Below are 19755 nucleotides of genomic sequence, written 5' to 3'. Positions count from 1 at the left end.
TGACCTGTAATAGCCAGCACCCTCATTTTTTATTTAAAATTCAAAATTTATGTTATTATTACCCGGACTTACCAAATCAGCCTTATCAATGCTGTCTTTTCCATTATACCACTTTGTATTGCCTTCTGGCCCAACCGCAAGCACCTTATATTTTGTATTAGAATCAAGTCCTTTGAATACATACTTATCTCCACTTTTCTTTATATTTCTGTAACCAACAAACTCGTCATTCTTGGTATAAAGAAGCACAAGGGCTTGTCCCTTACCATTCCATGTTACTTTACCCCTGATCTCTGTATCAGCACCACATTTAAGAGCTACATCTTCGCTCAAGTCGCTACTAATGTTCAAGTTCGTTTTTACATACACTGGATATTCAGGTGCAATGACGATAAGCTTGTAGTCATCAGATTGAGGCACATCCTTGAATTCATAATTTCCATTTTTGTCTGTAAAGACAGAGTCAAGAAAATGAGCTTTCTCTGAAGAAAGCACCACCTCTGCATTTTCAACAGGTTTGTTATCACATGTAGTAGTAACCTTTCCTGAAACACTATATTTTTTAACAGGCTTGGAAAGCACTATATCTAATGTATCATTTCCAGTTGTTGGTTTCTGGTCAGTTAGAACTGTCCTATTATATCCTTGTTTTTGAGCTATGATGAAGTAACTTTGGTTTTCATCCAGACCATATATGGCATATTTTCCACTTTTATTTGTTATATCATAAAGTGGGGTTCCGCCTGGACGGGTAACTATTATAACTACTCCTGGAATTGGCTTTCCTGTATCATTATCTGTTACTGTCCCTGTAAAATGTGCTCCTTTGGTAAGAATAATATCTTTTTTGATATCTTGGTTTATTACAATATTTTTTTCTTCGTATGTTTGATACTCTGGATGAGTTACTCTAACTGTATATATCCCATCAGGTAGGCCATTTATGCTGTATTTTCCTCCAGCTTCAGAAACATATATCTGCTTTCCTGCCAATTGTTTGGTATACTGATTGATAAGAAAAATCAAAGCACCGGCTATATCCTGCCCTTGTTCATTTTTGATTGTTCCTGAAAGGGTATTTCCTGTATCAATGACAAAGTTACAAGTCTTGTCCTTTCCTGCTGTAATGATTTTTTCTTGAATTCCATAGTTTCCAGTAAGGGGCTCCATCTTCACAGTATATACTTCACCACTGCATAGGCCTGTAAGCTTGTATGTTCCATCATCTTTAGTAATATCGATAGCCCTTCCACGCTCTCCTATTGCAGTAATAAGGACATTTGCTACAGGGTTTCCATCTTCTCTATCAAATGTAACCTTTCCAGTAAGAATTTCTTTACATTCAGTAATATCTATGTCTTTATCAGTAATCTCATCACCCTCTTTCACCTTAATTACAGTGGCATCTGATTCATTCTGGGTTGTTCCGCTGTCAGAATAGTAGAATATTTTACCATTTTGTTTAATTACAAAGAGTTCATAACTGCCAGGTGTGAGTTGGAAAGTATATTCACCATTGTTATTAGTCAAAACAGAAGATAGAGCAAAGGTGTTAACTTCAAATGCAAATACAGAAGCATCTGGCACTAGCTTTTTATTTACAAGCACTTTTCCAAATACTGTGCCTTTTGTTAAGTTGGCATAACTAAAGTTTATACCAGAGACATCTGAATCAGCTATATTTACTGAATCAGCCTCTGTTATATCTACCTTGCTATTGTAATACATTACTGGCATACCTTCAGCAATTGCACTTACTATATAATCTGATGCAGGGATAAGATCTTCTAATGTATATTCAGCTTTTCCATTGTCATCAGTGGTTACTTTAATTTTCTTGGAAAGCTTTACAGTATCTGAGGCTGCAATTATTGTTAGGTTTGTATTGGCTGGAAGGCCATCTATCTTTCCTTCTATCTTATGTAAGGTAAGCTGCCAATTGAGATTTTCTTTAAATTCTTCAGATACCTTGTTTCCATAAGCTGCTTTCAAGCTGTAATGTTTTCCATTTGGTGGAGGTGGAAGTGGACCCGCATTGAAGTTGCCGTTTTTATCTAAAGGATATTCTCCAATTAAATTATTGTCCAAGAATACCTTCACTCTAACCCCAGGGATAACTTTATTATTAACCTAAAATTTGCATCATAAGATAATGTTTAGCTTGACAATATAGTGAATTAATGGTATAAAGTGTTTCAAATAGGAAGTATGAAGGAGGCACTGATTCTATGCGTAGATTCCATGTTAAGTTCACTGAAAAAAATCTTACGGGCAACGCCGGACTGGTATTGCTGGGCCTGTTTGCTGACAAACTGAAGCTTCCCAAGATGCTTGAGCAACACATTACTATTAAGCGGGGAGCTACCGCACAGTATAAGGTTTCCGACATTATCATGATTTTGATGATGGCAGTGTTAGCCGGGGCTAAGCATATGAGCCATGTATTTATCCTAAAATCTGATTTAGCATTGAGGTCGCTTTTTAAATGGGAAAGGTTTCCTGACTATACTACCATAAATCGGGTTTTTAAGTTGTTTAATCCCCGACATTGCAATGAGCTCTCCGATGTAGAAACAAAAGTGCGCAAAAAGGTTTGGGGTAAAAAATGGTTTAGCCGCATCACTTTAGATTTGGACTCTACAGTGCGTGGGGTGTATGGGAAACAGGAAGGTGCCGAGAAGGGTTACAACCCCAAGAAGCCAGGACAAAGGGGATATCATCCGCTACTTTGCTTTATTGCTGAGACGCGGGAATGTCTTCACAACTGGTTTAGAGCCGGAGATGCTTATTCAGCCAATGGTTGTGTAGAGTTTATGCAAGAGTGCTTTGCCAAGCTTCCAAGGAGAGTCTGGAAAATTATTGTACGTGCAGATTCCGCCTTTTTTAATGGAGAACTTTTAGACTACTTAGAAGAGGCTCATGCTTTGTACTTAATCAAGGTTAAGATGCGAGGACTCACTCAGCTTTTAGAAGCTCAGAAATGGCACAAGGTTAAAAATAGACCTGGCTATGAGAAGACCGAATTCACATACAAATGTGAGAGGTGGAAACACCCCCGCCGGTTTGTGGCCGTACGTCAAGTAATAGAGAGCAAATTTAGTTGCTTTTTTTTCAGCGTTACAAAGACTGAGTATGATTATTTTTGTTATGTAACAAATATGAACCTGAGTCCCTGGGACGTCCACAGGTATTATTGCCAACGGGGGGCCAGTGAAAACTGGATTGAGTGGTGTAAGGGACAGATGGCCTCTGGAAGCATTTTGACACAGGATTTTTGGGCCAACTCCGCCATATTCCAGACCTGTATTCTGGCTTACAATCTACTGGTTTGGATGATGTGGCTCAACGATGAAGATGGTTTTAGAGAAGAGCCCAACACAATCCGCATGTTTCTAATCCATGTTCCAGCTCGGCTGATGCATGCGGGACGACAATGGTTCCTTCGATTATCGAGGGATTATTTTTTCAAAGAACGTTGGATAAAGATAGAAAATTCCATCCGGTCATTACAATTTGCTTAATCTTTTTTTGAGAGTATCCTCCAAAATAGGATTTTGCGTAAGTCCATGTGCAGTGGTGTGCCTTTACACACCCGTAAAGAGTGCCACTGACCGCAGCTTCTACCTGAAAAAGCCTTCCAAGTCACAATGAGGGAGACATATCCTTTAACATAACAGCTCCATATCTAGGTATCTCTGTCCAGAACAATCAGTTGCTTACGATTGAACTGTAATTGCAGATTTTAGGATTAATAATTACACTTCCAGTTATATAAACAGGCTTAGGTAACGCAGGTAATGTAATATTTTTGGTAACATCCTTTCCTTTTAGTTCTATTTCAACAGAGGAATCATTATATTGTGGATGGATAGAACGAGCTATAATCTTGTAGACTCCATCAGGAAGATTTTCAAATGAGTATTGCCCATTTTTGACAACTGTTTTAGATTTAAATACATATCGAGAACCTATATTTTGCTTTAATATCACAGGAGTTCCATCGTCTGCTAAGCCTCCTTCCTGATAAGTTACCTTTCCACTTATCTTATGGCTGCTCTTCACAGCAACAGTAATACTTCCATTCTTAAATTCTGCAGGAAAGACAGGCGTTGGATAAAATCCATTCTCATCTGGCTTGTCAGATGGAAATCCAACCAATACAGGGATAAATTCAGGATTGTCATATCCTGCTGCAGGATTCGTTATGATGGATCTTGAAAGACGAATTGGATATGTTCCTGGAAGATCACTGATTATCTTAAATTTCAACTTAAATAGATTATTGTTAGATATTGCTGATGCAGTTGCTGCTGCTATTATAACCTTGCCAGATATATCTTTGTTGACTTGATATAATATGTCATTTGTGGGATCACATTGCTCATTATTGCAGATATCTTTGTTTGCCTTTTCCAGCCCTACAAATTCAAAGACATTGGGATCATATGTCACAGTAAATGCCATTCCTCCAATATCAGCAGCATTATCAATAGTTACAGGCAATGAGACTATCTCACCTAATTTACCGCCACCTGTTCCAATACTTAATATCCTCTGATTTACAGCTGCATTTGCTGAAATCAGATAGCACGAAAAGAACAACAATAACAAAAAATTTAAAATATAGTGTTGCTTTTTCATACCTTACTCCTCCTTTTACTTGCGAGATTCATAGATACGTTTTAATGCCTCAATTTTGTTGAAATGAGCTTTCTTTAGCATGTAAAAATGTCTTGTTTTTTCTGCATATACCATTGAAAGAGACTTTTTCCGTTCAGGGTCTTTTGTTGAATCAATCTTGCATTTAAGCATAATTAAATCCTTAAACATTCTCATCTCACTTTCCTCAAAAGAGACTTGTAGATTCAAAATTGAGGCTGGTACACCTTTGCCATATAGTGCTTCTTTTCTCATTGTTTTTTTTATCATCATCCTTGCAGGCACAAGAATACCACCATTTTTTGGAATTGTGCCATAGGTAACAATCTGAATCGGATATTTCATTAACCTATTTTTTAACAGTACGGCCCTGTCTGTTCCAGCAAAAGTAGGAATTAAATTTCCTTTTTTGCCAGACCTTGGGAATACAGTTACAGTAGAGATTTTCCATGAGCCATCCTTCTTTGTATAGACTGTAGCATAGCTAAAATTTTTTAATACCATTTGGAGCACATCTTTTACAGATCTATTAGAAATATTAATATTAACAAGTTCAGCCTCAAGTTTCTTAGATACATAAAATTTAATACCTGTTACCTGAGACATAGAATAGAGCACTGATATAAGAGGCTGATTATAAGCCTTTATAGAAAGCCTTCCTTTGGAATAAACAACCACTGGCTTGGCTTCTGCTATAGCTGATATTAAAAGAATTAGTATAAGTATTTGAAAATATCTTCTAATATGTGCACTTCTCATTTTTTACTCCTTAATATCAGATTTATTACTTGTTACTTGATCTTACGGACTGTTGCTTGATTAAAATAACTAATAGCATAACTTTGCCTTGCTGTTTTGCTTGTCGCTTTTCTTATCTGAATAGCAGAATACACAGAAATCCCCCTTTTTATAATAACAGATGTTACGCACAACATAATTTTTTCAGTTCAGACATGTCAGCAAGATTAGCTATAATAAATACCTTAGCCCTGAGTGCAAAATGGTTCAAATGGTGCCTAATTTTTAAGCATTTAAGCTTAAATACCTCAATCATTGACATAACTAAATGGTCTATTAGCGTAGTTACTCTTTTAATAGGAGATTTTGCTCCTGCAGCATTGGATTTGAGAAATTTATGATACTCTTCCACTTTCCATCTTTTTTGATGGAGTGTAACTATATGTTCACACTGTAATAATACATCAGAGCATACGGTTGCGTCAAGAATTTTGTGAAAAATTTTATTAATATTTTTTTTACTTAATTATGTTGAATTAATAGTATAAAGTGTTTCTATAGTATCCTTCAGAACTTGATATAATAGGAACGATTTGATATAATGAATATTTATGAAAGGGGAACGTATTAAGGTTAAAAATTTAGAAGAGCTAAAAGAAAAATTAAAGAGTGAGAAGAAAGACAATATTTTAGTAAAACTTATTTTTCTAAATTTTATAGGAGAAGGGGTAAATTTTGAAAAGGCGTGTAGCAGTTGTGGGATAGCCCAATCGACAGGATACTTAGGGATAAGGGAATGGAACTAAGAGGGTTATAAAGGGATAAAAGGTAAAGGAAGAGGAAAAGGGGGAGGAAGGCCAAGTAGGCTGTCAGAGGAAGATTTAAAAAAGCTTAAGGAATTACTTAAAAAGAGAGCCTATTGGACTACAAAAGAAATAAGGGCATTGCTAAAAGACACTTTTGATATAGAATACTCCCAAGACCATGTAGTAAGGATACTGAGAGATAAGCTTAAGATGCATTTTTCTAAACCATATCCGATGGATTATAGGAAACCAAAAGATGGAGAGAAGATATTAGAGAATCAACTTCAACTTACTTTTTCTCTGTTAAAGGAGAAAGGATTTAAAGAAGAGGAGATAGCAATAGGTTTTATAGATGAAACAAGTCCGCAGAACACCGCCAATACAGTAAGGGTATGGAGTTTTGAGAAGACAAGATAAAAAATACAACAAAGTTCAAGACAAACACAATAGGTTTTTATGCTATAAAAGGAGAAAGTGTAAAATCATTTTTAGAAGATTCAAAAGGCTTATCAATAGCTAAGTTTTTAGAAAAGATAAGAGAAGTAAATAAGAAATATAAAGCGATAGTAGCAATAATAGATAATTTTTCATCCCATAAGAGTAAAGTAGTAAGAGAGAAGGCATCTGAGTTAGATATTTATCTAGTCTATCTTCCCCCTTATTCACCAGAGTTAAATCCTATTGAGTATATCTGGAAAAGTATAAAAAGAGTGCTTTCATTAGTTTTTGTAAAAGATATAAAAGAGATGAAGGAGGTTATATCAGAAGCATGGAATAGGTTATGTAAAAAACTAAGTTTTGCTAAAAGTTGGATAGAAAAATTTTTAAAGGGCACCCCATATTATATGAAGTTGTGCGGATAACTATAATTCTAATAACACTAGCTTCTCTGTTCCATCCTCAAAAAAGGCCCTTAAAACAAAATCTGATCTCCTGACCGATGCTGTCTCCTGGGGATGCACTTCTATTAACTCTGCATCCTTTACATTTAATCCACATAACTCACGCAACACCATATTCCTGCAATGGGTCAATATCACCTTTGACGCTATATCATATTGAAATTCACCTTATATACCCTTCTTAAATCCTGCTCTAAACTCAAATTAAATTTTTTGCAACCTCAGAAAGTATTAAATTAGCAAACTAAAGTTCCGAAAACTGCATGTTGATTTGTGTTATGAATTTCTTAGTTTATTGATAAGTCCCATAACTTTGCCTGAAAAAAAAATTGAATCTCACAGGTAATTTCCTAAATAGGTGATTAGCACACACTCCATAAGGAGGAAAATTACCTGTTAACAACAACTTCCTTGCTCAATTTTCAAAAATATCAAGTTTTCCTACACATCTTTTGATCGTGTTATCCTTCGCGGTTACATTTTAGACCTCTTCTAAGAAGGAGGCGTTGCTTCTTTCCTTAAATCTATGGGCTTTGTTAAACGATCTAATGGCATTATGCCCATTTTCACTGACCCGCCTGCCAATCGCCTTGACATTCTGTCTTTTAAAGAACTTATTGATATTACACTGGTTAGTCTAGTTAAATACCTCATATTATTGGTGGGGCACTGGGGGCAGGAACCACCATTAACAACCCTAAATCGCTGGGGCTTAAAAAACCTGTTCTCTATCTACAGGCCTATTTATGGAAAGGTCTTGATGCCAATAACAAATTCCTCAATTGTTGTGCTGACGTTGATCTCTCCTCATTATGTGAGATTGAACCAACATGTTTTCAAAACCTGTTCTTGACCACCTTAACCATAATGTCCCTGCTCCTGACCTAAGAAAAGACAGACAACTTGCTCTCCTCAAAGAATTGCGTAAAACCAAATACTCCTCTTTTGGATTTAAAACTTGTGAACTTAAGAATGCTCTATCCAACTACTTCCGAAATTCTTCTCAAATTCGCTATGAATTGAAAAAATTAATCTCTAGAAAGATCGTCAAAAAGGCAAAAGGTAAATCATTTTATGCGGTTACTAAATTTGGCTGGAAATGGCTTTGGGCTACAATTTGTGCTAACAATTTTTTTAAAAATCCCATAATTTCAACGTGTTTTAAAAAGGACTTAGAACATAGTGCATTACAACCATCTAATATTGAAAAGTCCTATCTCCTCATCCATCAAGGCTTAACCCTCATTACTCAAGAACTTGCAATGATTTAAGCTCCTCTAAAAAACGTAAATTTTTTTCACGTTTTTAAAGACAAAAGCATAAAGTTACTTTTTCTTCAGTGTAATCCAGGATCATCTCGTCACTAGTTTAGAAAAAGATTGTCAAGGCCCTCAGCGAAAAAAGTAAACTATATAAAATTTAACTTGATTAATTCTTTCTTACTTTCTTAAAAATTTGTTTTGACTTTTGGGGGCATTACCAAATCAAAGGGACAATTCGTCAATTGCCCCATAAAATCGGGATGGTGGGATTTGAACCCACGGCCCCTTGAACCCCATTCAAGTGCGCTCCCAGACTGCGCCACATCCCGATAAAAAGAAAAATATCTTTTTACCCCTTTTTTGTCAAGAACCTAAAATCATACTCAACGATTCTTTTTCAGGGATAAATTAAATCATAATAGAAAACCAAATCAATCTAACTTTACCTTCTTCCATGACTTTTTTCACATAACATATATGGGAATCATGTGTTTACAAAAGGTGGTAAAATAAGATAGTTAAAAAGCACCTAATGTTAAAAAGTCTAATTCATGAAGTGCTAAACGAAAATAAAGGCAAAAAAAAACTCATGTTGGGAATACAACAATAGAGATAAAAATAGATAAATAGCTATTTTGGATACTGGAAAATGAAATAGTTCAAAGACCAACAGCTTAAATTTTCCCCGTAGATATTCCTGGAGCAAAAAAATGGGAAAAGATTTAATGGAATATTTTAAAATAGTTCAATCCCTTATAGATGAGATTAAAAATATCATCCTGGATAAGGAAAAACAGATAAAACTTGCACTCACCTGCTTTTTGGCAAAAGGACATCTCTTAATAGAGGATGTCCCTGGCACAGGAAAAACTACCCTTGTCAAAGTAATGTCTAAATTGCTTGGTCTGGAATTTAAACGTATTCAGTGCACTAATGACCTGCTACCTGGAGATATCCTGGGATCGTACATTTTTGATGTTCAAAAAAGAAGATTCTTTTTTCATCAAGGGCCGATATTTTCTAATATTGTGTTAATTGATGAAATAAATAGAGCCACTCCAAAAACCCAAAGTGGGCTACTGGAAGCAATGGCCGAAAGACAGGTAACCATTGAAGGCAACACACATGTTCTACCTGAACCATTTTTTGTGGTCGCAACCCAGAATCCTAAAGAACAGGCAGGCACATACCCCTTGCCTGAGTCCCAGATTGACAGATTTATGCTAAAAATAAGCCTTGGTTTTCCCTCAAAAAATGCGGAAAAAACCCTCTTAAAATGGGGTAATATAGATGACAAATTAAATTCTCTAACCCCAATAGTCACCAGGGAGCAAATCTTAAGTATGCAAAATAAGCTAGGGGAAGTAGTAGTCTCAGATGCAATTATTGATTACATAGCAGAAATTGTTGAATATACCAGAAATTCAAATCAATTTAAATATGGTCTTTCAACACGGGCATCCTTTATGCTCCTTTGTGCAGTAAGAGCATGGGCATTTATACATGGACGGAATTTTGTGCTTCCAGAAGATGTCAAGGAAATGATTGTTTGGGTGGGCAATCACAGGTTAAAATCTTATGAAGCCCAGGATCCTTTTTATATAATAGACAAAATGCTTAAAACAATTCCAATACCTTGAGGTCTATTCTTGAAAAAATTCACACTCAAGCCAGAGATAGTTAAAAATATATTAGAAGGTCCTGACCCCCAGGATACTCCAATTATTTTGACCCACAAAAATATCTATATTTTCCCCTCAAAATTTGGTCTTATCTGGTTTGTCCTATTGAGTATAATGTTTTTAATTGGCTTAAATTACAGAAATAATCTGGTCCTTATTTTGTGTTTTGCTCTTATCTCTTTTTCTTTGGTCTCTATGATCTATACATTTTTTCAATTATATGATTTAAAAATCTCCCCTTCAGGTAATGGAAAAGATTGTTTTGCAGGGGAATTTTGCGAGTTTTTTCTCTATATTCAAGAAAATAAAGGAAAAGTAAGATACTTAGAAATAAAAACAAAAGACTATAAAAGAGAATTTATACTCCATTCCCATTCTAATAAGGTGGTAAAATACAAGGTTAAAACAAAATCAAGAGGGATCATTTATGCTCCAAAGTTCATTATTTTATCATATTATCCCTTTGGAATATTTAGATGCTGGACAGTGCAAAGATTTTCAAATCAGGCCTTTGTCTATCCAAAACCTGTCTTCTCGCCAGAGCTAAATAAAAAAAATAAAAAAGATACAATGGTTATGGATGGAGAATCCGGGCTCGGAGTAGAAGAGTTCATGTCCCTTGATGAATACCAACCAACAGACCCTAGTTCTAAGATATACTGGAAAGCATATGCAAAAAACAACAGATTAATCAAAAAGGTATTTTATGGCGGAGAAGGAACTCATATCATCTGGCTGGATTTAAACAACTATTTCCCCTATCATGATCTTGAAAAAGCCCTGGGAATTTTATGCTACCAGATATTGGAGGCAGCTAAAATAGGGGCCTGTTACGGTCTTAGATTAGACAATTTAACATTTGGACCAAAGGGTGGAGAGGAACATAAACAAAAATGTTTAAAGGCCTTAGCAACATATCCTGAAATAAAGACTAATGGAGAAAATAAGAAATAATAAAACCAGAGTAATTGCCCTGCTAATTCTTTTGTATAGCTATCTTCCTTTGTCTTTTCTCCTGGGTAAAAATATTAGTATTGCCTTTTTTTGTTTCCTATTTTTAGGGTATATTTCTTTAAAATACCCAAAATTGACGTCTGAGTTTTTAAAAAAAGTATTACTTTGTTTGATATTTATATTTCTATTTTTGATATACACCCCTGAATTTGTATCCCTTGATTTTTTCGTATCTTTTTTATCCCTTATGCTAGGATTAAAGTCCTGTGAATTGTATAGTAAAAGGGATTTATATATTCTGGTCTTTTTGACTTCTTTTTTGCCAGTTGCAACCTGTCTGTATGAACAGGAGTTATGGGTCTTTATTTATATTTTAATATATGTATTTCTACTTTTTTTAGTCCTTTTTACACTAACCAATAAATATATCTTAAATTGGAGGCCTTTTTTAAAAGAATGTACTTTAATGCTCATGTTTTCAATACCTATGATAGTTTTTTTATTTATCTTTTTTCCCAGGTTACCTCATGCTTTTTTGGGTTTTTCAAAAAAACACATTAACATATCTGGTTTATCTGAAGAGGTAGCTCCAGGTGCTATTTCTCGTCTGGTGTTGTCAAATAAAGTAGCATTTAGGGTTAAATTTGATAATATACCTGAAAAAATAGACAATTTATATTTTAGATGTGGAGTACAGGAAAAATTAAAACATGGTATTGCCAAAATAGTCAGGGTAAAAATAGATAAAATTCCCTTAAAGGGACTTTCAAATTCAGTAAATAATTATAAGATTTTTTTAGAGCCAGGTTCAAAATTTCTTCCTTTTTTAGAAATGACAAATACTCGCCCTGAAATTTCAGGTCTTCTAATGTATGAAGGTTATTTTTATTTGACTAAAAAACAATTAACTTCACTAGTAGGGTATAGATTAAACCATATTGCAGACTATGTATTACACACATCCACTCCTAAGGAGTTGGATAGATGTCTTGAAGTGGAATTGTCAGAAAATCCAAAGACACAAGACCTAGTAAAATCTATGTTAAAAAAAATTTCAAACATAGAAGGGCTTATCAAGCAAATAACAATGATTTTTTCAAAGGACTTTTTATATACATTAAATCCACCAACATGGCCTATTCATAACCCTATAGACTATTTTGTCTTTGAATCAAAAAAAGGATTTTGTGGACACTTTGCCGTTGCTTTAACCTACATGTTAAGATATGCACATATTCCAGCAAGAGTAGTTACAGGTTATAGAGGTGGGGAGTTAAACCCTCTGGGGGATTATTTGATTGTAAGGCAATCGCAAGCCCATGCCTGGGTTGAGGCATTTGTGAGTGAAAATAAGGGTTGGGTGAGGATAGATCCTGTTGATTTTATTTCTAAGGAAAACATAGATAAATCCATGGATGAGCTCCAAAGAGCCTATATTTCTAACACCAAACTACCTTTAATTTTTAGACATGTTATTTCAGCCTGGGATTATATCAATTATAAGTACAGAATATGGATAGTAGATTATTCTTATAAAAAACAAATATCTCTTTTTAATAGACTGGGATCTCATCTAAAGGAAAAGTTCTGGTATATTTTAGCATTTTTAATAGGATTAGCGGTTATAGCGGTACTTACATGTATTTTTTTTATTTTTTCCAGATCAAAAAAAGAATCTATTTATGATTATTTTTTGATTTTTCTTAAGAAATTAAACAAAAGAGGGATTAAAGTGGATCCTACATATGGACCTCTTGAAATAAAGGATATGTTGGAGGACAGGCATGATTTATGGGTAAGTAAGGCTTTGCTTGTAATTGAATTATATATAAAAATAAGATATATAAATGAACATAGGAAAGAAGACATAGGAACCTATAAGAAATTAATCAAGGATATTTAACTATGTTTTCTCAAAAAAAAATTGGTCTTGCCCTGGGAGAAGGCGGAGCTAGAGGGCTTGTCCATATAGGAATTTTACAGGTCTTTGAAGAAAATAATATAGATGTGGATATAATTGCAGGCACCAGTATAGGAGCTATAATTGGTGCTATGTATTGCGAGAAAAAAGACCCCTTTGAGGTGGAAACTAGATTCAGAGAATTTATAAAGAGCGACTTATATGAAGATGTGGGATTTTTGAATCTGGAAAAAAGGGGTGATAGACAGCCGAGTTTCTGGGATCAAATATATTCAAAAGTCAAGGGAACAATTGCACTTACCCTGGCCCAGACAAAATTGAGCATATTTGATATTAAAAAGTTTGAAAAAGTTATAGATTTCTTAATAAGAACTGAGACATTTGACCAATGTAAAATCCCTCTAGTTGTTGTTGGTACTGACCTTAGATATGGAAGAGATATTCCTTTATGTATTGGAGACCTTAAAAGATCTGTGATGGCAAGTGCGTCAGTTCCAGGCTTTTTTCCTCCTGTTGAAATAAATAATCGTCTGTTAAGTGATGGAGCTATTGCATGCCCTGTTCCTGTAAAATATGCCAAACTCAGAGATGACACAATCACCATTGCTGTAGCAGTCCCTCCTAAACTAAAACCGATCCAGGACGTTGAAAATGCTGTGGAACTTTTAATCAGAGCTGAAGAGATAAACATGTATTATTTAACATGTGAAATGATAAAAGATGCGGATATTTCCATAATTCCAGATATTGGTGACATTCAGTGGAATGAATTTCACCATATTGATAAACTTATAGAAATTGGCAGAAAAGCAGGAAAAGAACTTGTACATAAACTTCGAAAAAGAATGGGAATTTTTAAACGTTTTTTTTAATATGAGATAAACTCATTATTTAAAGATAGACCAAGGCTTTTTAATAACTCTTTCATCTTTTCCACATGGGACCCTGACCAATAGACCTTGTCACATACAGGACACAGTGAGAATTGATTGTAGTATTTCTTTGTTTTTGGTTCTAATCTATCCATGATTGCTCTTTTATCAACAGGAATTAATTTGTTATTGCAAACAAGACACCTTGTGAAGGCCCTGGTATTTATGTTTAATCCAAAAAAAGTAATTGTTTCTTTTAATTGGTCTATTGCAGAGTTTGCCTGTATCAATTTTCCCCACAATATTTTCTTGCGCTTAAGGAGTTGGATATCTTTTGAAAGAACAATTCTCTTTTCAAAAAAAGCTATTTCAGCGATTTCTTCATCAGAAATCTTCCAGTCAAAAAAGCAGTCAAATCCAAGCATTCTCAAAAACTTGGCCAATTTCCCTACATTTGCATCAACGAGAAAACGAAACTCTTTAATTGGTTCATTAAATAGATAATTATTCCTTTCTATCGGAATTTTATGGGGATAAATTTTAAAATGTGTTTGTTTTTTTGGAAGATGTGAAAAATTTACCTTTTGATTGTTCACTTCAATAAGTCCTATTTCAGTGTGAGGAATACCTAAAGACTCAATTATATCTTTTATGGAAGCCCTTCTATTCAATGGATAAATAATTTTTTTTGCATTATCATTACAATCTAATACATACCTTTTTTTACACCTTAAGATATGTTTTAACCATCCAATAAAAGTAATATAAATTGCATCTAAAGAGGAATTTTGCTGGATCATTTGAGGGAAAAATTAGAAATGGTTAATATTTTTTATTGTAGTGAAAAAAAAATGGGGACCTTTAAGCCCCCTCTCTAATTTATTTTTTCTTTCTAGAGCTCAGTTCTGGAAAATCCCAGTAAAAATACTCATTTTCGCCTCTCTCTATACCCTGCTCTTTTTTCTTGATTTCCTGTTCCCTAAGTTCAATCCTCCTGATCTTTCCACTAATAGTCTTGGGTAGCTCCTCAACAAACTGGATTATTCTCGGTATTTTAAATTTTGCAAGCACATCAATAGTGTGTTTAAAGAGTTCTAAAGCCAACTCCTTTGATGGCGTATAACCCTTATTTAATATCACAAATGCCTTTACCAATTGATATCTATGGGGATCTGGAGAGCCTACAACTGCAGCCTCTGCAACTGCTGGATGCTCAACCAGGGCACTTTCAACTTCAAATGGTCCTACACGGTAGTCAGATGATTTAATAACATCATCTGCCCTTCCAACAAACCACCAGTAATCGTCCTCATCAAAATATGCCCTATCGCCAGTATAATAATAATCACCAACAAAAACTTCTTTCATTTTATCTGGATTACCAATATATTCAGTAAACAGACCAATAGCCCTCCAATTTTTCAGTCTCACACATATATGACCTATATTATCAGGTTTTGTAATCTCATTGCCATCATCGTCCACAAGGACAATATCATACATATAAGAAGGTCTTCCAAAGGAGCCAAACCTCATCTTACCTTCCATCCAGGGAGCATTTCCAATCATAGCTGTTGACTCTGTTTGGCCGTAAAAATCTCTAATTTCATTATTTGTACTTTTTTTCCATTGAACAATTACTTCTGGATTTAATGGTTCACCAGCACTTACTGAATACCTCAGGGCAGAAAAATCAAATTTATCCAAGTCCAGATTAATAAACATCCTCCAAGCAGTTGGAGGCGCACAAAAGACATTGACCTTGTATTTTGAAATAGCCTCAAGATATTTGTCGCCGTCCAAAGCATTAAAGAAAAATCCTGTAGCAGTGGCCCCAACATTTAAGGGAGCAAAAAAACTGCTCCATGCCCACTTGGCCCATCCAGGAGCAGACAAATTATGATGAATATCTCCAGGTGCAACACCTATTATTACAGCAGTTGATAGATGTCCAAGAGGATATGAAGTAGCTGAATGTCCTACCCTCTTTGGTAATCCAGTAGTACCTGAAGTAAAAAAACAAAACAAAATATCATCTTTTTTTATCTTTGCACCTTCAGCTTGATCAGATTCCTTCTCAACTTCACTATAAGATATCCAACCATCTCTTTGACCAAGTACCAGCTTAACCTTTGGCTCCTTTCCAGTTGCCTTTAAGGTCTGGTCCATTATTGCAGCCAGGGACTCATCAGCAACAATTACATCAGGGGGGTAGGTCTCAAACCTGAATTCCAGTTCCCTGGCAGTCATGGTGGTTGCTGTTGGGACAATCACCAGCCCTCCCTTTAAACACGCAAAGGAGGCAAACCAGGTCTCTGGAACGATTGGAATCATCATATACATATTATCGCCCTGATTAACACCCTTATTTCTGAGAAAATTTAATATTTTATTCCCCTTTGCTGCAAAATCCTTATATGTAAACCTTTTGTCCTCTCCATTTTCAAGATTAACCCAGAGAAGTGCAACCTGATCCCCTCTCTCCTTTACATGCATTCCCTCAAATATTTCCTCAGCCCAATTAAAATATTCTGGCAAATTTGCCCTGTTCAATTCATCAAAAAATGCTTTGGCTGCTTTATCCCTTGCCTCTAAATCCTCCATTTGGTTAATTCCCATCACCCTTTTAAAATAATCCTCTATTGTCATAACTCCCCCTCTTTTCCTTTTTTAGCATTTAACAAACATAATCATTGCTTACAATCTCCATCTAAATTTTGCTTTAAAAAAGAATTCTTAATTTCTTCAACAAGCTCATAAGCACTTACCTGTTTTTTTGCTATTTTTTCCACCATTTGTTCCATCAAACCATTTTTTTCCAAGGTATTAATAATTGGAACTAGGATTTGAGATTCTATTGCATTTAAAAGTTGAACTTTGGCCTTCCTTAATTCTCTTTGTTCAATAATTTTTTTATCTTCCAGGAATTTTAAGTGTTCATCTATTTTTTGCCTTAACTCATCTACCTGTTTTGCAAATTTATCTGGATTAGCAGTGGACTCCAATTTTACGATTGGAGGTTTCCATCCCCCTGGAAATTCCTGCATCATATCTAGAGTACGGAGAAGATCCAAATAAAGTTTAGCTGCGTTGGGGTGATCGCCCTTATTAATCACAAAAATATCTGCTATTTCCATAATACCAGCCTTAATGGTCTGCACATCATCACCCATGCCAGGAGTTAAAACAACTACAATTGTATGAGCATTATTCATAATATCAACTTCCGATTGCCCTGTACCAACAGTTTCCACTATGATTATATCCTTTCCCATTACATCCAATACATGAATTGCGTCTTCTACTGCAGCTGAAAGCCCTCCTAAAGCACCTCTTGTGGCCAAGCTCCTGATAAAAACACCGTCATCACCAGCATGATCCTGCATCCTCACCCTATCACCCAGTAATGCACCCCCACTAAATGGAGATGTAGGGTCAACAGCTAATACACCAACACTTTTACCCTGTTTTCTGTATGAACCTATCAAAAAGTCAGTTATTGTAGATTTCCCGGCCCCTGGCGCCCCTGTTATGCCTATCACATGAGCCTTTCCAGTATAGGGATATATGTATTTAATGACCTCTTTGGCTTCTGGTATGCTATCTTCTAAATTTCTGATAAGGCGAGAAACAACCCTGACATCACCTTCCCTTATCCGTCTCAATATTTGTTCTAATTTTTGCTGATCCATGTAACCTACCTTAGAAAACTTAGATGCCTCTAAATTATTTTAAACTTGTAACCCCTACAATTGTTAAATACATCTTATTACAAAATCTCGTCCCTAATTTTTACATTTTCATCTATCCATTTTTTTATATCTTCCAGGGGTGTACCTGGAGTGAAAACAGCTTTAATTCCATGGTCATATAAATATTGAAAATCCTGCTTAGGTATAATACCACCACCTATAACAACAATATCATCTGCACCTTTTTCTTTAAGTAACTCAACAACCTTTGGAAAAAGTTCTTTATGTGCCCCAGAAAGACAGCTAAGACCAACCACATCCACATCTTCCTGTAAAGCAGCTTCCACTATTTGCTCTGGAGTCTGGTGACAGCCAGTGTAAATTACTTCATACCCAGAATCCCTAAAAAATCTCGCCAGGATCCTCGCCCCCCTGTCATGTCCATCCAACCCTGGCTTAGCTACCATTACACGCAATTTTCTCTTTGCCATTCTGCCTACTCTCCTTGAAATTTAAAGACTTTATGGGCAATCACTTTATAACCCACACGTCCCCTAATTTTATTTTTTTTAAAAAAATCCAGGATCTTTATAGACTCCATATACTTCTCTATAAACATCACATATTTCCTGTTCTGTGGCCAAGGCCTCAACGGCTTCTATACAATAGGGCATCACATTCTCATCCTTTTTACAGGCATTCTTAAGATTATCCAGGGCCTTTTTTACAGCCTTATTATCCCTTCTCCTCTTGACCTCTGCAAGCCGTTTTAACTGCTCTTTTTCAACCCTTTCATCTATTTCTAAAATAGGTATTTCCTGCAGCTCCTCAGTAACATATTTATTAACTCCCACAATCACTTTTTCACCATTTTCCACCTGTTGCTGAAATTTATATGCTGCATTTGCTATCTCCATTTGGGGATATCCCTGTTCAATAGCAGCCAGCATACCACCCATATTATCTATTTTTTCAATATATTCCCATGCTGCCTCTTCCATCTCTTTTGTCAATTTTTCTACAAAATAAGAACCTGCCAGTGGATCAATTGTATTGGCAACCCCTGTTTCTTCAGCAATTATTTGCTGGGTCCTTAGAGCTATTTGCACTGCATGTTCTGTTGGCAAACAATACACCTCATCCAGAGAATTCGTATGTAGGGATTGAGTTCCACCAAGTACTGCTGCTAGTGCCTCTACCGCTGTCCTCACTACATTGTTATAAGGCTGTTGAGCAGTTAAAGAACATCCAGCTGTTTGTGTATGAAATCTCATCCACCAGGACCTTGGATTTTTGGCCTTATACCTATACCTCATAACATGGGCCCATATCTTTCTCGCAGCCCTCATCTTGCAAATCTCTTCAAAGAAATCTATATGAGAATTAAAGAAAAATGAAAGTCGTGGCGCAAATTCATCTGGTTCTAATTTCTTGGTCTTCATAGCGTGCTCTACATATTCCATTCCATCCCTTAAAGTAAAAGCCAGCTCCTGGACAGCGGTGGATCCTGCTTCCCTTATGTGATAACCTGAAATGGATATTGTATTCCACTTAGGTACATACCTAGTCCCAAATTCAATAGTATCACTGATTAATTTCATTGATGGCTCAGGGGGAAGCATAAAGGTCTTTTGCGCGATAAACTCCTTTAACATGTCATTTTGTATTGTCCCACCAATTTTATCCAGAGGAACACCCTGCTTTTTGGCACAGGCAATATACATAGACCACATAACAGTGGCCGGTGGATTTATGGTCATAGAAGTGGTCACTTCCCCAAGGGGGATCCCCTCAACTAGTACAAGAAAGTCTTCTAAGGTATCTATTGCAACACCACATTTTCCAACTTCTCCAGCGGATCTTGGGCTGTCTGAATCATATCCCATAAGAGTGGGGAAATCAAAAGCAGTGCTAAGACCGGTTTGTCCTTCCTTTAAAAGTAAATGCCACCTTTCATTGGTATCTTTGGCAGTGCCAAGACCTGAAAACATCCTATAAGTCCAGATCCTACCCCTATATCCAGTATGATGAATTCCCCTTGTGTAGGGATATTGACCAGGAAAACCTAAATCTTTTTCAAAATCCAAATCCTTTATATCCTCAGGTGTATATAATCTTTTTATCTCATGGTCAGATACAGTAGAAAATCTTTCCTTTCTTTCAGGTCTTTTTGCAATTAATTTTTTTACTTCATCTTCCCATTTTTTTCTCAAAGAAGAACATTTATTTAAAAGTTCTTCTGCAAAATATTTTAACATAAAAACCTC

Annotated in this window: 18 protein-coding genes and 1 tRNA gene; 9 read left to right on the top strand and 10 right to left on the bottom strand. The window is 35.6% G+C overall.

The annotated features are described in order from the left end of the window. Positions 1-33: 33 nt before the first annotated feature. Positions 34-2088: a carboxypeptidase regulatory-like domain-containing protein gene (locus tag ACYQ1E_RS10350; RefSeq protein ID WP_459878965.1), complete on the bottom strand. Its 2055-nt coding sequence runs from the start codon at positions 2086-2088 to the stop codon at positions 34-36. 140 nt (positions 2089-2228) lie between these two features. Here ACYQ1E_RS10350 and ACYQ1E_RS10345 point away from each other — a divergent pair, with 140 nt between their 5' ends. Next, entirely contained in the window at positions 2229-3521 is a 1293-nt protein-coding gene (locus ACYQ1E_RS10345; RefSeq protein ID WP_459878963.1) for an IS1380 family transposase, read from the top strand. Positions 3522-3708: 187 nt separating this feature from the next. On the opposite strand, the gene ACYQ1E_RS10340 is transcribed toward ACYQ1E_RS10345, so the two are convergent. Next, a complete protein-coding gene (locus ACYQ1E_RS10340; RefSeq protein ID WP_459878961.1) occupies positions 3709-4641 on the bottom strand; it encodes a cohesin domain-containing protein in 933 nt (310 codons plus the stop codon). A gap of 15 nt (positions 4642-4656) precedes the next feature. After that, complete coding sequence (locus ACYQ1E_RS10335; protein WP_459878959.1) at positions 4657-5418, bottom strand: hypothetical protein; 762 nt, start codon at positions 5416-5418, stop codon at positions 4657-4659. A 590-nt stretch (positions 5419-6008) separates the two neighbouring features. Between ACYQ1E_RS10335 and ACYQ1E_RS10330 the strand changes: the two genes are divergently transcribed. From ACYQ1E_RS10330 to ACYQ1E_RS10320, 3 genes are read left to right on the top strand one after another with little or no spacing between them, the layout of a single operon-like run. Then, positions 6009-6203 (top strand): hypothetical protein, encoded by a 195-nt coding sequence (locus ACYQ1E_RS10330; RefSeq protein WP_459878957.1) that lies wholly within the window; start codon positions 6009-6011, stop codon positions 6201-6203. Between the two features lie 15 nt (positions 6204-6218). Further along, positions 6219-6620, top strand: a complete 402-nt coding sequence (locus ACYQ1E_RS10325) for a helix-turn-helix domain-containing protein (RefSeq protein WP_459879352.1) — start codon at positions 6219-6221, stop codon at positions 6618-6620. Beyond that, positions 6617-7066, top strand: coding sequence for a transposase (locus ACYQ1E_RS10320; protein ID WP_459879350.1), 450 nt, complete (start codon positions 6617-6619; stop codon positions 7064-7066). Before ACYQ1E_RS10325 ends, ACYQ1E_RS10320 begins: the two co-directional genes overlap by 4 nt. Here ACYQ1E_RS10320 and ACYQ1E_RS10315 read toward each other — a convergent pair whose 3' ends face one another. After that, positions 7067-7213, bottom strand: coding sequence for a hypothetical protein (locus ACYQ1E_RS10315; protein WP_459878955.1), 147 nt, complete (start codon positions 7211-7213; stop codon positions 7067-7069). A gap of 722 nt (positions 7214-7935) precedes the next feature. Here ACYQ1E_RS10315 and ACYQ1E_RS10310 point away from each other — a divergent pair. After that, the gene (locus tag ACYQ1E_RS10310; RefSeq protein ID WP_459878953.1) at positions 7936-8376 is read left to right on the top strand and encodes a hypothetical protein; all 441 of its coding nucleotides are present in this window, start codon (positions 7936-7938) and stop codon (positions 8374-8376) included. Between the two features lie 246 nt (positions 8377-8622). On the opposite strand, the gene ACYQ1E_RS10305 is transcribed toward ACYQ1E_RS10310, so the two are convergent. Next, positions 8623-8696: transfer RNA gene (locus tag ACYQ1E_RS10305), tRNA-Pro, on the bottom strand. 381 nt (positions 8697-9077) lie between these two features. Here ACYQ1E_RS10305 and ACYQ1E_RS10300 point away from each other — a divergent pair. Genes ACYQ1E_RS10300 through ACYQ1E_RS10285 form a run of 4 tightly spaced genes read left to right on the top strand, consistent with a single transcriptional unit; the run spans position 9078 to position 13796 of the window. After that, entirely contained in the window at positions 9078-10007 is a 930-nt protein-coding gene (locus ACYQ1E_RS10300; RefSeq protein WP_459878951.1) for an AAA family ATPase, read from the top strand. A gap of 9 nt (positions 10008-10016) precedes the next feature. Next, positions 10017-11003, top strand: a complete 987-nt coding sequence (locus tag ACYQ1E_RS10295) for a DUF58 domain-containing protein (protein WP_459878949.1) — start codon at positions 10017-10019, stop codon at positions 11001-11003. Continuing rightward, positions 10984-12906, top strand: a complete 1923-nt coding sequence (locus tag ACYQ1E_RS10290) for a transglutaminase TgpA family protein (protein WP_459878947.1) — start codon at positions 10984-10986, stop codon at positions 12904-12906. Before ACYQ1E_RS10295 ends, ACYQ1E_RS10290 begins: the two co-directional genes overlap by 20 nt. A 2-nt stretch (positions 12907-12908) precedes the next feature. Then, on the top strand, positions 12909-13796 hold the full coding sequence (locus tag ACYQ1E_RS10285; RefSeq protein WP_459878945.1) for a patatin-like phospholipase family protein: 888 nt from the start codon (positions 12909-12911) through the stop codon (positions 13794-13796). Here the strand turns inward: ACYQ1E_RS10285 and ACYQ1E_RS10280 are convergent. The 5 genes from ACYQ1E_RS10280 to ACYQ1E_RS10260 form a co-directional block, all read right to left on the bottom strand. Further along, positions 13793-14596 carry a Mut7-C RNAse domain-containing protein gene (locus ACYQ1E_RS10280; protein WP_459878943.1) on the bottom strand — a complete coding sequence of 268 codons (804 nt, stop codon included), beginning with the start codon at positions 14594-14596 and terminating at the stop codon, positions 13793-13795. The two genes, ACYQ1E_RS10285 and ACYQ1E_RS10280, sit on opposite strands and share 4 nt — an antisense overlap. 79 nt (positions 14597-14675) lie before the next feature. Next, positions 14676-16445, bottom strand: coding sequence for an AMP-binding protein (locus ACYQ1E_RS10275; RefSeq protein ID WP_459878941.1), 1770 nt, complete (start codon positions 16443-16445; stop codon positions 14676-14678). A 41-nt stretch (positions 16446-16486) separates the two neighbouring features. Continuing rightward, the gene (gene meaB / locus ACYQ1E_RS10270; RefSeq protein ID WP_459878939.1) at positions 16487-17488 is read right to left on the bottom strand and encodes a methylmalonyl Co-A mutase-associated GTPase MeaB; all 1002 of its coding nucleotides are present in this window, start codon (positions 17486-17488) and stop codon (positions 16487-16489) included. 77 nt (positions 17489-17565) lie between these two features. After that, on the bottom strand, positions 17566-17979 hold the full coding sequence (locus tag ACYQ1E_RS10265; RefSeq protein ID WP_459878937.1) for a cobalamin B12-binding domain-containing protein: 414 nt from the start codon (positions 17977-17979) through the stop codon (positions 17566-17568). Between the two features lie 78 nt (positions 17980-18057). Then, positions 18058-19746, bottom strand: a complete 1689-nt coding sequence (locus tag ACYQ1E_RS10260; protein ID WP_459878935.1) for an acyl-CoA mutase large subunit family protein — start codon at positions 19744-19746, stop codon at positions 18058-18060. Positions 19747-19755: the final 9 nt, after the last annotated feature.

This window comes from Desulfothermus naphthae (assembly GCF_054657475.1).
The sequence above is the reverse complement of the archived record's forward strand: the minus strand, read 5'-3'. Positions and strand labels throughout refer to the sequence as shown.

Bases quoted from the DNA above. Each gene is read 5' to 3' on its own strand.
- ACYQ1E_RS10345 (WP_459878963.1), top strand. From the start codon at position 2,229: ATGCGTAGATTCCATGTTAAGTTCACTGAAAAAAATCTTACGGGCAAC.
- ACYQ1E_RS10340 (WP_459878961.1), bottom strand. From the start codon at position 4,641: ATGAAAAAGCAACACTATATTTTAAATTTTTTGTTATTGTTGTTCTTT.
- ACYQ1E_RS10335 (WP_459878959.1), bottom strand. From the start codon at position 5,418: ATGAGAAGTGCACATATTAGAAGATATTTTCAAATACTTATACTAATT.
- ACYQ1E_RS10330 (WP_459878957.1), top strand. From the start codon at position 6,009: ATGAAAGGGGAACGTATTAAGGTTAAAAATTTAGAAGAGCTAAAAGAA.
- ACYQ1E_RS10310 (WP_459878953.1), top strand. From the start codon at position 7,936: ATGTTTTCAAAACCTGTTCTTGACCACCTTAACCATAATGTCCCTGCT.
- ACYQ1E_RS10300 (WP_459878951.1), top strand. From the start codon at position 9,078: ATGGGAAAAGATTTAATGGAATATTTTAAAATAGTTCAATCCCTTATA.
- ACYQ1E_RS10290 (WP_459878947.1), top strand. From the start codon at position 10,984: ATGGAGAAAATAAGAAATAATAAAACCAGAGTAATTGCCCTGCTAATT.
- ACYQ1E_RS10285 (WP_459878945.1), top strand. From the start codon at position 12,909: ATGTTTTCTCAAAAAAAAATTGGTCTTGCCCTGGGAGAAGGCGGAGCT.
- ACYQ1E_RS10280 (WP_459878943.1), bottom strand. From the start codon at position 14,596: ATGATCCAGCAAAATTCCTCTTTAGATGCAATTTATATTACTTTTATT.
- ACYQ1E_RS10275 (WP_459878941.1), bottom strand. From the start codon at position 16,445: ATGACAATAGAGGATTATTTTAAAAGGGTGATGGGAATTAACCAAATG.
- meaB (WP_459878939.1), bottom strand. From the start codon at position 17,488: ATGGATCAGCAAAAATTAGAACAAATATTGAGACGGATAAGGGAAGGT.
- ACYQ1E_RS10265 (WP_459878937.1), bottom strand. From the start codon at position 17,979: ATGGCAAAGAGAAAATTGCGTGTAATGGTAGCTAAGCCAGGGTTGGAT.
- ACYQ1E_RS10260 (WP_459878935.1), bottom strand. From the start codon at position 19,746: ATGTTAAAATATTTTGCAGAAGAACTTTTAAATAAATGTTCTTCTTTG.